The organism is Fictibacillus sp. NRS-1165, assembly GCF_050468105.1.
Classification (GTDB): Bacteria; Bacillota; Bacilli; order Bacillales; family Fictibacillaceae; genus Fictibacillus_C; species Fictibacillus_C terrinigri.
Genome location: NZ_JBDPNU010000030.1, coordinates 15,712 through 30,763, shown reverse-complemented (window position 1 = coordinate 30,763; position 15,052 = coordinate 15,712). Strand labels below are relative to the sequence as shown.

The window sequence follows — 15,052 nt, the reverse complement described above, 5'->3', positions numbered from 1 at the left end:
AATGAAATCCATAATATCCGTTAGAGATTCCTCCTCCGTATTTCGATCCCGCCGATTGCTTCCAATGCATGAGCGAACGATTTAACTGAAGACCCTGTTATTTCAATTCCCTGAGCTTGCAGGATTGACTGCTTATTTGTTGCTAAAATTTGCTGCGTAACGCCTATCGCTTGCAAAAACTGGCCGACCGTTTCCAGCCACACTGCTGAAACGACTTTCTCATCCCCTGAGGAGATCCAAACCCCAAGAGCAATAACATCTTCATATTTTAATTTGAGATCTTCGTTTTCCGTAAATTTGTCATCATTTCCTGTGTTCATAGCACATGCACCCCGATCATTGCGGTTGTTTTATACAAATGAAACAAGGGATTACACTTCTCTCAGGTTATAGTATGGTGAGGCCAAGTTTTTGTGAGAACAGGGGCTCTGGGCTTTTGATATTCCTAAAAATTAACACAAGCAAAACAGTTCTCTTTTTCCAATTTATGTTGTAGTATACAAAGGAAGAATATTTCCGACTAGTTTTATTGGATTAAGGGGTGATTTGATGGAGTTCGCTTCTTCTAATACATCAAAAAATGAAGAAAGAAAGCGGGCTGGTGCAGGGAAAAGCATCGGTTCGGTTCAGACTTACTGGGTGGTTTTTGCAGGCTTGTTAACGGTTGTATTGAGCTATGCAAGCATTCAGGCTGGAGGTTTAAAGCAAGGAATGCTCTTGTGGCTCGGCCTTCTGCTTGGATTTACACTCTTTCACGCAAGGTTTGGTTTTACATCTGCATTTAGACGGTTTATGGCAGTTGGGAACGGTGAAGCCATTCGTGCGCATATGCTGATGCTGGCAGTAGCCAGTACGTTGTTTGCAATGATATTTGCGGCTAACGTTACTTTATTCGGCGGAAGTCCGGTAGGAAACGTTTCACCGGTCGGAGTAAGTCTCATTGTGGGGGCTTTTATTTTCGGAATCGGAATGCAGCTCGGAAACGGTTGTGCATCTGGCACATTGTATGCTGTAGGCGGCGGCCGTTCTGGAATGTTTCTCACCTTAATCGCGTTTATTGTCGGCTCTGTTTTTGGAGCTTGGCACTTCGATTTTTGGATGAATCTCCCTGCATTTAAGCCTTTTTCCTTGGCGACAAGCACAGGCCTTGGCTGGTTTGGAGGCTGGTTGATCCAAATGATGATTCTAGGGGGCATCACCTGGATTACATTTAAAGTGGAAAAGAAACGCCGTCCTCCAAAAATGGCTCCGATTCCAGGTGCAAAGGGCTGGGCGCGTGTCGTCCGCGGTTCATGGCCAATTTTAACGGCAGCTGTCTTCTTGGCCGTGCTTAATGCCGCAACTTTGGTTGTTAAGGGAAGTCCGTGGGGGATTACTTCCGCTTTTGCCCTTTGGGGATCGAAGGCTGCCCAGTCAATGGGAGTGGACGTGACCCAGTGGGGTTACTGGGCAGGTGAAAAAGCGGTACCTCTCCATCAATCTGTTTTTATGGATGGAACAAGTGTGATGGACTTTGGCCTTATTGTGGGCGCACTGGCTGCCTCTACACTTGGAGGGGTATTCCTTCTAAAGAAAGTGCCCCTTCGTACAGCAGCCGCGGCGATCATCGGCGGAATGCTCATGGGGTATGGAGCACGCCTTGCTTTTGGATGTAATATTGGCGCATATTTTAGTGGTATTGCTTCCTTTAGCCTGCATGGCTATGTTTGGGCGATTATGGCGATGCTTGGAACCTTTTTCGCTTTGTATATCCGTCCGTTATTCGGATTGTCCGTCCCAAAATCCACCGATAAATTCTGTTCTTAATAAGAAAACGAAGCCGCAAGTTAGTGGCTTCGTTTTTTTTTGAGTTTATCGTTCTATTCGAATGTCATGGGGGTTTTTTGAATTTACCGTCCACTTTGTGTCGATTACCGTCCACTTTTTACAGCTTACATGCGGCTTTTCCCCATTTACATGCCAAACGTAGCACGTTACGTGCGACACACAGCATTGTTTGAAATTTCTTTTAGAATTTGAAAATGTGTGCGCTTTCTTTGAATTAATAAATACTACATACCCTCTTAAAAGTATTTTCACATACCAATTATATTATATTGTTAAAATATGTTGGGTAGGTGGGTTTTTTTTGGATTTTATTTGGTTCTTTTTTATCTTTATATCGATTGCGTTTCCTTTTATTCATTCTATTCATTGTTTACCTTTATTTAAAAAACGAAATTCCGAATCGAAACAGATGATCGAGGAGCAAAAGGGAGTAAGTGTTTTAATACCTTGCTATAATGAAGAAGGAATCATTGAAACTTCAGTCAGCAGTATGAAAACATTATCGTATTCCAAGGCTGAAATTATCTATATTAATGATGGATCGACAGACAAAACGATGTCTTTGCTGCATTCCTTATTAAAACTGACTCCTTGTCTAAAAGCTCATACGAATAAGCTGACTCACAAGGAAGTAAAAATCTGTTACCAGTCTGAGCTCTTTCCGAATATTTTCGTCTTGGACAAATTGAACGGAGGGAAAGCGGACGCACTCAATGCAGGAATAGATTATGCTAGTCAGCCTTTAGTTGTGACCCTCGATGCAGATACAATCTTGACGGACGGAGCATTGCCCGCTGTGAATCAGGCATTTGCAGACGATAGTGTTGTGGCTGCTGGAGGCATGGTACATGTCCTGCAAACAAAAGTTGAGAAACCGATGGATGGTCTATCCTTGCGCGGTGCCAATATGTTGGTACGTGCACAAGCGATGGATTTCTTAAAAGCATTTTACGTAAATAAAGTTTCACTGGCCCGTTTCCGTGCTTTAGCAGTCATCTCAGGTGCGTTTGGTATTTTTACAAAAAAGGCCCTTTTGGATGTAGGCGGATATCGATCAACGGTAGGCGAAGATATTGATATTACATTAAAAATGCATAAGTATATATCCAAAAAGAAAAAAAGGAAGGTTCTTCTCATACCTGACGCAGTTTGTTATACGGAACTGCCTGAGAACTGGAGAGATCTTTTCAAACAGCGGGTGCGTTGGCAAAAGGCATTTGTTGACTGCTTGTTTTACTTCGGTCCATTTTTGTTAAAAACCCTGTTTACCAAGCCTGTTTCCTTCTTTTATTTATTTGAGGGTTTCTTTGCAGGAACTCTTGCCGTTTATATCATGACAGGAGTATTAATTGCTGATAGCATTTCCGGAGAGTTATTTTCATTATCTTTTCTAATGATTTACCTGCTCTATATCCTCGTAATCGGTTTGGTGTATGACATGGTAGCTCTTGGAATGAGTGAGCGATATGGATATGCCTTCCAAGAGGAAGATACGTATCCAATGCTTTTGGTTATTCTCTTTGATATTTTTGTGTATCGATTCATCACGATGTTTGCTGTAATCTTTGGAACGATCGATTACTTCTTCAATAAAAAAAGTTGGAATAAAGTAGCCCGAACAGGACGTCGGTATGAAGTGGATAGTAAAACGGCAGCATAGAAAAGTTATCTTGTGAAAGTGGTTATTCAATGAAAAACTAACCTTGGACAATGATTTCCCTCCTTTTTGGAGGGTTTTTTCTTATTCTGACACAGGAAGAAACTTCCCTTTTTGAAAGACAAGAGTTAGCTGCCATCTCAGGCAGCTTAGTTGGACTGGACAGGCTGCTTCATCCAGGGTTGCGAAGTTAGAGGATAATGGGATTATTGAGGGGTATAGCATTAAAGTCAATCAAGCAAAAATGGGGTATTCTGTTCACGAAATTATACATATTTATACGAAAAGCACGAATCATCAACCTTATTTGTCGTCCATAAAAAACAAGAACAATACGTCATAAACAACTACAAAATCAGTGGAGAAAGTGTTACCTTCTCGAATGCAAATTTCTATCCCATGAAATATTAGATGAATTTTTGACAAGCTTGAGCAATTATGTGGCTATAAAAATAAATAGTGCATCCTAGAAATGGATAATTGTGAATAAATACACTTCAACTAACCGATGCAATAGTTGAAGAATAGTCATTTTCAGGGTTAATACAATGACCACTGAGAAGCGGGGGACAAATAGGAAGGGATTTATGATACAAGAAAAATTGATTTCGGCGACCATTCGGCGACAACTAGGAAGCTTGCTCCAAACTTCATTCTAAAACAAAAATAAAAACCCCTTGTATACCAAGGGGTTTGAAGACATATGTATGGTGGAGACTAGCGGGATCGAACCGCTGACCTTTTGGCTGCCAGCCAAACGCTCTCCCAGCTGAGCTAAGCCCCCACGATGTGTTGCTGACAAGAAAAATTATATAACAGAAGCGGAACGAAAAGCAAGCTTTATTTTAACAATTCTTTCAATGAGATTTTCGAAACGAGATGGGCCTTAATAAGGCTTATTTTATTGGCATAATTTCTCATCAAGTTGGAAAACTAACATGGTAAAATCAAGGAATAAAGGAGGACACATGTATGCAACAGCAGCAACCGAATCAGGGACAAAATCAACAGCAGCCAGTATATCAGCAGCCGCCGAATGTGATCACCGGGAAAGACTTTAACTATTTAACGGACATGCTTTCATGGAATTTGCTTGGGTTTAAGAAGGCGCATTTCGCGGCGGGCCAGTGCCAGGATCAGCAGGTCAGTGCGGCGCTTGAGAGGGCGTGCCACATGCACGAAAAGCATTATCAGCAGATTTTGCAGAAGCTCCAGTCCGGCGGAAGCCAAAATACAAATATGAACCAATAAGGGGGAACGAAGATGAATAACAACCAGAACAAAATTCAAAACCCGGAGTCTCCGGTTCCGAAGACACCTCAGATGAATGACCGGGATTTCCTGAATGATATTCTATCGTATGAAAAGTATATGACCACTTCTTATTCAACAGCGATGAATGAAGCGAGCCATGATGCGTTATACCAGGAGATTCATTCGATTTTCGATGAGACAAAGAACATGCAGCGTGAACTGTATTCGCTCATGTTCCAAAAAGGATGGTACTCGCTAACACTAGAACAGCCGCAGAAGCTGCAGCAGGCGGCCCAGCAGTATGCGGGATACATGTCCCAGTTTCCTCATAATCCGCCCATGCAATAATGCCTTAAAAGCTGTGGAACTTTTTCCTCAGCTTTTTCCTTTATAAGGATTTTTTACCATTCGCTTTGCGGGTAAAATAAACTGGTATAGACAACTAGTCCCATAATCTTAAAAACCTTCTGGGCCTATTGCTTTGTTTTACTAGAAGTCCAAAGGAAACGACAAATTCCTCCAGAAAGATGTATCGTTCATAAAACTAAAGGAGGATAAAATGCTATGAAGAAAAGACTAGTATTTTTTTGTGCGATGGCCTGTATGCTCGTCGTGTCTTCGTTTCTTGGAGCAGTTCCAAAACAAGCAGTTGCTGCAAGCCGGCCCGATCAAAGTGACTTGATCATCTCCAGCAACATACCGCAGGCTATTAAGGAGTTTAACGGTGGTCAAATCCAGCTTCATGCTTTGCATGTAAATAAAAAAGACGGCCATTTTACGGAAACTGAAGCCATGAGATGGTGGTCAACGAATCCGCTGGTTGCCAAAGTAGACCGCAATGGACTTGTAACACTAAAGGGTCATAGCGGCAACACCCATATATTTGTAACAGACGGACGAAGGATCGATCATACACATATCTCCGTAAAAAAACGTAAAGGCAACAAAACTGCGGTAATCCATAAGCAAAATGGAAAAAGGAATAACGTGATCCCAACCGCTGTCAAACACATGACGGTGGAAGAAAAAGTCGGCCAGATACTCATGCCGGACTTTCGTACATTTAATGGTAAGAACGTAACGGAAGTAACACCGGAAATAAAAGCTCTAGTTAAAAAATATCATTTGGGCGGAGTGATCCTCTTCAGAGAAAATGTTGTAACGACGGACCAGACGGCAAAGCTGGTCGCTGACTATCAGGAAGCTGCAGAAAAGAACGGTCTGCTTATCTCCATTGACCAGGAAGGCGGTATCGTGACCCGCTTGCAAAGCGGAACTGATTTTCCAGGCAACATGGCTTTAGGTGCAGCACGCTCACCTGAGTTAGCTGAAAAGGTAGGGAAAGCGATTGGTGAAGAGCTGAACGCGCTTGGGATTAATTTTAACCTGGCACCTTCGCTTGATGTGAATAACAATCAGGACAATCCGGTTATTGGCACTCGTTCCTTTGGAGAAGATCCTCAGCTTGTGTCAGATATGGGGACGGCATACATCAAAGGCTTGCAGTCGACAAACACCGCAGGCGCAGCGAAACATTTCCCGGGGCATGGCGATACAGCGGTTGACTCCCATATTGGACTTCCAGAAGTGCCCTATGACCTTGAACGCTTGAAAAAAGTGGAGCTGTATCCGTTCCAAAAAGCGATGGATGCTGGAGTGGACGCAATCATGACTGCGCATGTCACCTTTCCAAAGGTTGACCCTTCCACGGCTATTTCCAAAAAAGACGGGAGCACCATTGCGATCCCAGCCACACTTTCTCATAAGGTACTGACGGAGCTGATGAGAGACGATATGGGCTTTAAAGGCGTCATTACAACAGATGCGCTGAATATGCAGGCGATTTCTGACCACTTTGGGCCTGTCGACTCTGCCATACGCGCGGTGAAGGCGGGATCGGATATTGTGCTCATGCCTGTAGGCCTGGAAGCAGTGGCCAATGGATTGTATGACGCCGTGAAAAAAGGTGAAATCAGAGAGCAGCGATTGAATGAATCGGTTGAACGCCTACTAACTCTTAAAGTAAAACGATCCATCTTCAAACAAGAGCAGCCGAAAGACGTCAATAAACTCATCGAAAACGCCCAGAAGGTAGTTGGTTCACCAGAACATAAGCAGCTGGAAAAGGAAGCAGCCAATAAATCCATTACTCTACTTAAAAATGATAAAGCTCTTCCGTTAAGTAAAGAGGGGAATGGGCAAGTCGTTGTCATTGGCAACTCCTATGTGGAAGACCTGGCTTCACAGGTGAAACGAGTTTATCCGAACAGTGTCATGATTAAATCGGCAGGACCATCCTTAACTGCTGATCAGCTTCAAACAGTAAAATCGGCGAAAGCTGTAATCGTTGGTACCTACACATCGACCGTAGCCGGACGCGCTCCTGACAGTGCACAAATGAAGCTTGTTAACCAAGTGATCAATGAAAGCAGCTCGCCTGTCATCGGCATTGGCACCCGCAATCCGTATGACATTATCGCCTATCCAAACGCCGATGCCTACATTGCACAGTACAATTTCAAAACGGCGAGCTTTGCCGCAAGTGCAGATACCATTTTTGGCCTAAACAACCCGACAGGAAAACTGCCAGTAACGATCTATAACAGCAACAAGGAAGCACTGTATCCATATGGGCACGGACTATCTTATTAAGGGGTGAAATGAGATGAAAAAATGGTTGAGTGCAGGGATGTTATTTGTTTTGATGATCTCTTTGCTGTCCTCGGCGTTGGCAAAGGATGATAATCATCATAAAAATTCACCGCGGAATTTTAAAACCGGTGTAGAAGTGCTGCTTCAAGACCAACAGGACCTTTTAAAAGGAAAGCGTGTCGGACTCATCACGAATCCGACAGGTGTCGATGGGAAGCTCAACAGTATCGTTGACGCGATGCACAACAACCCGAACTTTGAACTAAAAGCTTTATACGGTCCGGAACATGGGGTTCGGGGAAGTGAGCAGGCCGGCTCCTATGTGGATTTTTACATTGACAAGAAAACAGGGCTTCCGGTATACAGCCTTTATGGGAAAACAAAAAAACCGACACCGGAGATGCTCAATGATATTGATGTACTTGTGTTTGATATTCAGGATGTCGGTACCCGTTTTTACACATACATCTATACGATGGCCTATGCGATGGAAGCAGCAAAAGAAAACAACATTGAGTTTGTGGTGCTTGACCGTCCGAATCCGCTCGGCGGCGAAGCAGTGGAAGGTCCTGTGCTTGAGCCTAAATATGCTACGTTCGTTGGCTTATATCCGATTCCACTTCGCCATGGGATGACGGTCGGTGAACTCGCGATGCTTTTCAACAAGGAGTTCAATATTAACGCTGATCTGAAGGTCGTAAAGATGAAAGGATGGCACCGCTGGAAGACGTATTACGAAACCCCTCTGCAGTGGGTGATGCCTTCACCTAACATGCCTACCGTGGACACCGCATTCGTCTATCCGGGAGCAGGATTGATCGAAGGGACAAATGTATCAGAAGGAAGAGGAACGACGAGGCCGTTCGAAACGATCGGGGCACCGTTCATTGACGGAGACGTCCTGGCCCAAAAATTGAACGAGCTGAAGCTTCCGGGAGTGATGTTCCGGTCAAATTCATTCACGCCAACGTTCTCAAAATTCGCAAATGTACTATCAAACGGTGTTCAAATTCATGTGACCGATTATGGTTCCTATCATTCTGTGGATACAGGGCTCGCGGTTGTAAAAACGATTCATGATCTGTACCCGAACGACTTTCAGTTCAGAGCCGAGAACAGCCAGGGTATTTCGTATTTTGATAACCTGATCGGAAACGGCTGGGTACGGGAAGAAATCGAAAAAGGAACGTCTTTGCGAGAGATCAAAAAGAAGTGGATCCCTGAGCTTGAACAGTTCAAAAAGGTCAGAAAGCACTACCTTCTTTATAAATAAGGTAATAAGACCTATCTTCTGAATAAACTGAATAGTTCGACTGGTATAGACAACTAGTTATAAGCGTGGTACCCTGTGCATAGAGATAATAAGGATGGTGAGTGGAGATGAAACCATTACTGATAACTGGAGGGACTATTTATACAGAGAGTGGTGAGCTGGAAAATGGGTACCTCATTATTAATGGCCAGCAAATAGCAGAGGTGGGTAAAGGAGCTGATGCGTTTAATCGAGAAGATTATGATGTACATGTGCTGCCCGCCAAGTGGTCTGTTGTTCCTGGCATGATTGATCTGCACATTCATGGTGCCGCCGGAGCAGATGTGATGGATGGGACAGTGGAGGCTTTAAAGACGATGGCAGTCACTCTTCCTCAGGAAGGAACAACGAGCTTTCTTGCAACGACGATGACGCAGGGCGAAGATGAGATTGAAAGTGCATTGCAAAACGTCAGGGAGTATATGGGAGAAAACAATCCTCCTGGGGAGGCGGAGATTATCGGCCTTCATTTGGAAGGTCCGTTTATTTCCCCGAAGCGGGCAGGAGCCCAGCCTTTGGACCATATTAAAAACCCGGACGTCGAGCTTTTCCAGAAATGGCAGGAGCTTTCCGGCAATGCTATTAAACTCGTAACCTTGGCACCTGAAGAACCCGGTGGATATGAACTGTCTTCCTATTTAAAAGAAACTGGAGTAGTCGCATCGATTGGCCATTCTGACGCGTTGTATGAGGAAGTTGTGAAGGGCATTGATTCTGGTGTTACACATGCGACTCATCTGTATAACGGGATGAGAGGCCTGCACCACCGGGAACCCGGAGTGGCAGGAGCTGTTCTGCTGCATGATGAGATCACAACTGAAATCATAGTGGACGGCATCCATTCCCGTCCGGAGATGGTCAAGTTCGCTTACCGCAACAAAGGGAGTGAGCGGGTTGTTCTCATTACCGATTCAATGCGGGCGAAGTGTATGGGCAATGGCTTTTATACGCTCGGAGGACAGGGTGTAACGGTCAATGGAAATGAAGCGACACTGGCAGACGGTACGCTGGCCGGCAGCATTTTAAAGATGAAAGATGCCGCCCGGAACATGAGAGAGTTTACCGGATGCTCAACGGAAGACATCATACAGATGACCGCCGTCAACCAGGCGAAGGAGCTCGGTGTTTTTGAACGCAAGGGGAGTTTGTCAGCGGGCAAGGATGCCGATGTTGTCGTGCTGAACGAGGAAAAAGAAGTTATGTATGCCTTCTGCCGTGGAAAACTTTCATATCAGCAGAAGGAGGGCGAAAACCGTGAAAATAATTGAAGTTGCGGATTACAAGGAAATGAGCAGGGTTAGCGCACAGATCATTCTGGAGAAGATCAAGAGCCAGGAACACGTCACACTGGGGCTTGCGACAGGAGGTACACCGCTAGGCACGTACAAGGAGCTCGTTAAGGATCATGAAGAGAACGGAACGAGGTATGACCTTGTTCACACGTACAACCTTGATGAATATGTGGGACTGGCGTCAAGCGATCCGGAGAGTTATCACGCGTACATGTGCGAGCATCTTTTTCACCCGGTCCATATCCCCCTCGATCAAACGAATATTCCGAACGGAGCAGCAGAAGAACTCCCTCAGGAATGTATGCGTTATGACACACTGATCGAGAACATTGGAGGCGTGGATTTGCAGCTGCTCGGTATCGGCCAGAACGGGCACATCGGGTTTAATGAACCGGGAACGCCTTTTTCATCCAAAACCCACATCGTCGACTTAACGCCATCAACACTTGAGGCGAATGCAGAGTATTTTGCCGACCGTTGTAAACAGCCGACACGAGCACTGACGATGGGGATTTCTACTATTCTGCAAAGCAAGGAAATCCTTCTTCTCGCTTCAGGAGAAAAGAAACAGGAGGCCCTGTTCCATCTTTTGCGTGGAGAGGTTATCGAGGCCGTACCGGCATCGGCTTTGAAAATGCATGACCGTGTAACGATTATTGCAGATTCACAAGCACTAAAACTGGTGAACTCGTTAGGGAAGTGAAAACAGACATGATTGATAAGTACTCACCTCTGCCGATCTATTATCAAATTGAAGAAGCGATTAAAGGACGGATTGAAAAAGGGGAACTTCTGGAAGGGGAGATGATTCCTTCTGAACGGGAGTACGCTGAAGCGTATGAAATCAGCAGGATGACCGTCAGGCAGGCTATTACGAACCTTGTCAATGATGGTTACCTGACCCGCCGAAAAGGCAAGGGAACCTTTGTCGCCAACAAAAAGATTGAGCAAAAGCTGGTCGGACTGACGAGCTTCACAGAAGATATGAAGGCAAGAGGCCTTTCACCATCCATTAAACTATTGGATTATAAGCTGAGTGAAGCCCAGGGAAAGACAGCTTCAGGTTTAGGGATTCCCTCTGGAGCAACGGTTATTGAGTTTCAGCGGGTACGGCTGGCGGATCAAATTCCCATGGCTCTCGAAACCACGTTTCTGTCGGCTGACTTAGTCAGGGGGTTGAACGAAAAGATCGTACAAGGGTCGCTCTATCAATACGTAGAGGAAGAGCTTGGCCTGAGCATCGATTATGCGACACAGGAGCTTGAAGCCTCCGTCGCCCGCGAAACAGAAAGCGAGATTCTTGGGATCGCGAAAGGATCACCGGTTTTATTTATTCGAAGATATACCTACCTGACGGACGGGCGTCCATTGGAACTCGTGCAGTCGGTTTACCGAGGGGACCGTTATAAATTCACCATCGATATGCAGCGGGGATGATGTAAGCGTTTTTTTCGAATTTGAGCTCGCTTAGAAGTGATGTTTAGCTCCAACGTCCAATGCTGAAAACGGTGAAGCTTGTTTTTGGCTTAGGTCCTCGATAGATGAAAAATAAGATCTTCTTTTCATCTTTAGTCGCTTCACTCTTACCCTTCAACACATAAGGCGTGTTTGCTGTGTAAGAGTTCCAGCGCTTGTCGGACCTTAACGGAACGCTTACGCTTTTCTTATAAGGGGGATGACCATGAAAAAAGAACAATTAATGGCACAGCAGATTACTGAAAAGCTGGGCGGCGCCGAGAACATTCAAAACTTAACGTACTGTATGACAAGGCTTCGTGTGACGCCGAAGGATGAATCCAAGGTGGATAGAGCGGGAATCAAGGAGATCGATGGTGTCATGGGTGTTGTCGGGGATGAAACCCTGCAGATCATAGTCGGTCCTGGAACAGTCAACCGTGTCGCCGATGAGATGTCCAGAAAAACAGGGCTTCAAGTATCTGCGCTGGACGCCGATGGAGATGATGACCTTGCGAAAACAACGAAGGAAGAGATCAACCGGAAGAACGCTACACCGTTTAAGCTGTTTCTGAGAAAAATCGCCAGCATCTTTATTCCGTTAATCCCGGCTATTGTCGGTTCAGGATTGATCGCCGGCATTACGAATGTTCTGGTCCGAAGCGGTGTGCCTAAGGACGTACCGTTAATGCAGATGCTCGATATGATCGGCTGGGGACTATTTGGTTACCTTGCGATCTTCGTCGGGATCAATACTGCAAAAGAATTTGGCGGAACACCAGCACTTGGAGGCGCTGCCGGAATCATGCTGATCAACCCGGCGCTTGCCAACATCACATTGTTCGGCGAAAAGCTGTTGCCAGGGCGGGGCGGTCTGATCGGTGTCATGCTTGCTGCTGCCTTTATTGCCTGGAGTGAAAAACGAATCCGCCGTTTCGTGCCAGCTGCTGTTGATATTATTGTAACTCCTACTTTAGCTTTACTGGCTACGGGAATTGCGACGCTGTTTGTTCTTCAGCCTGTTGGCGGCTTCATCTCCGATCTCATAACAAAAGGTTTATTAAATCTTCTTGATATTGGTGGAATTTTTGCCGGACTCGTACTTGCAGGCACTTTCCTGCCACTTGTTGTTACCGGTCTGCACCAGGGCTTGACTCCTGTTCATATGGAACTATTAAACTCAATTAAAGTGGATCCCTTGCTTCCAATTCTCGCGATGGGTGGAGCCGGGCAAGTCGGTGCAGCCTTTGCGATCTATTTTAAAACCAAAAATGCCAAGCTTAAGCGAGTCATCAAAGGCGGTTTGCCGGTTGGTATCCTTGGAATCGGGGAGCCATTGATCTTTGGTGTAACTCTTCCGCTCGGTCGTCCGTTTCTTACAGCATGTCTAGGGGCAGCCGTTGGAGGAGCCTTCCAGGCCTTCTTTAAGATTGGTACGGTGGCGATTGGTGTTTCCGGACTTCCGTTGGCATTCTTGATAAAAAACACGAATCAGATCGTTCTTTATATCGTAGGACTTGTGATAGCGTATATTTTCGGCTTCATCTTTACCTGGCTGTTTGGCTACAAAGAGTCAATGGCGAAGAATATTTAATCACTAAAAACTAGGGAGTGGCGGCATGTTAGGAATTTCAGTCTATCTTGGAAACGATCCAGACCAGAACACGCGGTGGATCAAAAAAGCCGGCTCCTGCGGTTTTCAAAAAATCTTCACCTCGCTTCATATACCGGAGGAGGGTGCCTCTCTTTTACGGGAGAGGCTGATCCATCTCGGGGAAGCAGCAGGGAAGGCCGGTATGGCCATCATGGCTGATGCGGGACCACGATCACTGAAAAACATTGGCGTCAGTATGGACTCACTCGGTCAGCTCCGTGAATGGAACATCAATGGCCTCCGTGCCGATTACGGATTCCCGGATCATGAAATCATCGCCTTATCACAGCGATTGAAGGTAGGCATTAACGCACGTACTCTTGATGAAAAAAAGGTAAACACGTGGAACCGCAACGGACTGGTCATTCAAAATGTAGAAGCATGGCATAACTTTTATCCGCGCCAAAACACAGGAATCTCTTCGGCTTTCTTGTTGGAGAAAAATAATTTTTTAAAATCACTGGGCCTGCAAACAGCAGCTTTTGTTCCCGGTGACAAGAAGCTGAGAGGACCTGTATATGAAGGTCTTCCCAGTCTTGAAAAACACCGGAAAGCCGATCCATTCCACGCGGCGGTCGAACTGTCCAGCCTACAGACCGATCATATTTTAATTGGGGATGTGGAAGCCAGTGACGTCACACTCGAGCGCCTCTCTTCATGGAAGGACGGTATTTTGACGTTAAGGGCGGAATGGACAGAAGGAGAGGCTGCTTCTGTTATTCATACGAATCGGCAGGACACTGCCCGTGACGTGATACGCTCGGTGGAATCCAGGTCGTATGCGAATAATGGAAAGAAAGTTACAGCGCAGGATCCGCCATTGCCCCGGCCGGTCGGGACGATCACGATCGATAATGAAAAATACGGGAGATACGCTGGAGAGCTCCAGATTACAAAAACGGATCTGCCTGCAGATGAACGGGTAAATGTCATCGGCCGGGTAAAGGATGAAGATTTGAAGCTGCTTCCTTATATCGGACCGGGACAAAAATTTTTAGTGCAATGAAAGGGATTTTCATGAAAATCAATCATCTAGCAACTGAGAAAAGAAATAAGGCCACATTGGATATTGACGAATGTTCGAGCCTTGAAGTGGTGCAAAAAATCAATAAAGAGGATCAAGTGGTACCGTCAGCAATCCAAAAGGTGCTCCCTGAGATCGCTGCTGTCGTGGACCAGGTCATTGCTGCATTCCGTAAAGGAGGAAGGCTCATCTATACGGGTGCGGGAACTAGCGGAAGGCTCGGGATCCTGGATGCTTCCGAATGTCCTCCGACCTATGGAACGCCGGCAGAGATGGTTATCGGTATTATTGCAGGAGGCGACCGAGCCATTCACACTGCAGTTGAAGGTGCAGAGGATGACAAGGAAGCGGGAAGAAATGATTTGAAGAAACTTGATCTCACCAAGGACGATGTCGTCGTTGCGATTGCAGCCAGCGGAAGGACTCCTTATGCGATTGGTGCACTGGAGTATGCCAATGAGATCGGGGCGGTGAGTGCCGCGCTCGTTTGCTCACCTGATTCTGAAATGAGTGAGGTGGCACAATACACGATTGCTGCGGTCGTTGGTCCGGAGGTGGTCACTGGATCTACACGCATGAAAGCAGGCACTGCGCAAAAACTCGTTCTTAACATGATCAGCACCGCATCCATGATCGGCATCGGAAAGGTATACAGTAATTTGATGGTCGATGTACAGCCGTCCAACAAAAAGCTGGTTCAGCGCGCGAGGAACATCGTTGTGGAAGCGACGGGCTGTTCACCTGAAGAGGCAGAACATGCGCTTTCGGATCATAATGGTTACGCGAAAGGAGCAATTCTGCAGCTGTTGACCGGGCTTTCCCCGAGTGATACAAGAGCACTTTTGGAAACGCATAACGGCATGCTCAAACAGGCGCTCAAAGCAAATGGAAGGGATAACAACTAATCTAAAAATAGGGGGGATCT

Annotated in this window: 13 protein-coding genes, 1 tRNA gene and 1 pseudogene; 13 read left to right on the top strand and 2 right to left on the bottom strand. The window is 45.8% G+C overall.

What is annotated here, in order from left to right; all coding sequences use genetic code 11:
• Positions 1-20: 20 nt before the first annotated feature.
• Entirely contained in the window at positions 21-320 is a 300-nt protein-coding gene (locus tag ABHN01_RS15010; RefSeq protein ID WP_429876213.1) for a hypothetical protein, read from the bottom strand.
• Between the two features lie 229 nt (positions 321-549).
• On the opposite strand from ABHN01_RS15010, the gene ABHN01_RS15005 reads away from it, so the two are divergent.
• From ABHN01_RS15005 to ABHN01_RS14995, 3 genes and pseudogenes are all read left to right on the top strand, one after another.
• Positions 550-1,806, top strand: coding sequence for a YeeE/YedE family protein (locus tag ABHN01_RS15005; protein ID WP_429876212.1), 1,257 nt, complete (start codon positions 550-552; stop codon positions 1,804-1,806).
• 322 nt (positions 1,807-2,128) lie between these two features.
• Positions 2,129-3,487 carry a glycosyltransferase family 2 protein gene (locus tag ABHN01_RS15000; RefSeq protein WP_429876211.1) on the top strand — a complete coding sequence of 453 codons (1,359 nt, stop codon included), beginning with the start codon at positions 2,129-2,131 and terminating at the stop codon, positions 3,485-3,487.
• Positions 3,488-3,641: 154 nt separating this feature from the next.
• A pseudogene (locus ABHN01_RS14995) lies at positions 3,642-3,954 on the top strand (Lrp/AsnC family transcriptional regulator); the annotation flags it as partial.
• Positions 3,955-4,192: 238 nt separating this feature from the next.
• Here the strand turns inward: ABHN01_RS14995 and ABHN01_RS14990 are convergent.
• Positions 4,193-4,268: transfer RNA gene (locus tag ABHN01_RS14990), tRNA-Ala, on the bottom strand.
• Between the two features lie 188 nt (positions 4,269-4,456).
• Between ABHN01_RS14990 and ABHN01_RS14985 the strand changes: the two genes are divergently transcribed.
• The 10 genes from ABHN01_RS14985 (at position 4,457) to murQ (ending at position 15,032) form a co-directional block, all read left to right on the top strand.
• Positions 4,457-4,735 carry a hypothetical protein gene (locus ABHN01_RS14985; RefSeq protein WP_290398591.1) on the top strand — a complete coding sequence of 93 codons (279 nt, stop codon included), beginning with the start codon at positions 4,457-4,459 and terminating at the stop codon, positions 4,733-4,735.
• Positions 4,736-4,747: 12 nt separating this feature from the next.
• Positions 4,748-5,086: a spore coat protein gene (locus ABHN01_RS14980; protein WP_429876210.1), complete on the top strand. Its 339-nt coding sequence runs from the start codon at positions 4,748-4,750 to the stop codon at positions 5,084-5,086.
• Positions 5,087-5,302: 216 nt separating this feature from the next.
• Entirely contained in the window at positions 5,303-7,390 is a 2,088-nt protein-coding gene (locus tag ABHN01_RS14975; RefSeq protein WP_429876209.1) for a glycoside hydrolase family 3 protein, read from the top strand.
• Between the two features lie 13 nt (positions 7,391-7,403).
• Complete coding sequence (locus ABHN01_RS14970; RefSeq protein WP_429876208.1) at positions 7,404-8,663, top strand: exo-beta-N-acetylmuramidase NamZ family protein; 1,260 nt, start codon at positions 7,404-7,406, stop codon at positions 8,661-8,663.
• 107 nt (positions 8,664-8,770) lie between these two features.
• Positions 8,771-9,970, top strand: a complete 1,200-nt coding sequence (nagA, locus tag ABHN01_RS14965; RefSeq protein ID WP_429876207.1) for an N-acetylglucosamine-6-phosphate deacetylase — start codon at positions 8,771-8,773, stop codon at positions 9,968-9,970.
• A complete protein-coding gene (gene nagB, locus ABHN01_RS14960) occupies positions 9,957-10,697 on the top strand; it encodes a glucosamine-6-phosphate deaminase (protein ID WP_429876206.1) in 741 nt (246 codons plus the stop codon). The genes nagA and nagB overlap by 14 nt, the downstream gene beginning before the upstream one ends.
• Before the next feature lie 8 nt (positions 10,698-10,705).
• Positions 10,706-11,431, top strand: a complete 726-nt coding sequence (locus ABHN01_RS14955) for a GntR family transcriptional regulator (RefSeq protein ID WP_429876205.1) — start codon at positions 10,706-10,708, stop codon at positions 11,429-11,431.
• A 244-nt stretch (positions 11,432-11,675) separates the two neighbouring features.
• A complete protein-coding gene (locus ABHN01_RS14950; RefSeq protein WP_429876204.1) occupies positions 11,676-13,043 on the top strand; it encodes a PTS transporter subunit EIIC in 1,368 nt (455 codons plus the stop codon).
• A gap of 25 nt (positions 13,044-13,068) precedes the next feature.
• Positions 13,069-14,109 carry a DUF871 domain-containing protein gene (locus ABHN01_RS14945; RefSeq protein WP_429876203.1) on the top strand — a complete coding sequence of 347 codons (1,041 nt, stop codon included), beginning with the start codon at positions 13,069-13,071 and terminating at the stop codon, positions 14,107-14,109.
• Positions 14,110-14,120: 11 nt separating this feature from the next.
• Positions 14,121-15,032 (top strand): N-acetylmuramic acid 6-phosphate etherase, encoded by a 912-nt coding sequence (gene murQ, locus ABHN01_RS14940; protein WP_429876202.1) that lies wholly within the window; start codon positions 14,121-14,123, stop codon positions 15,030-15,032.
• Positions 15,033-15,052 lie beyond the last annotated feature (20 nt).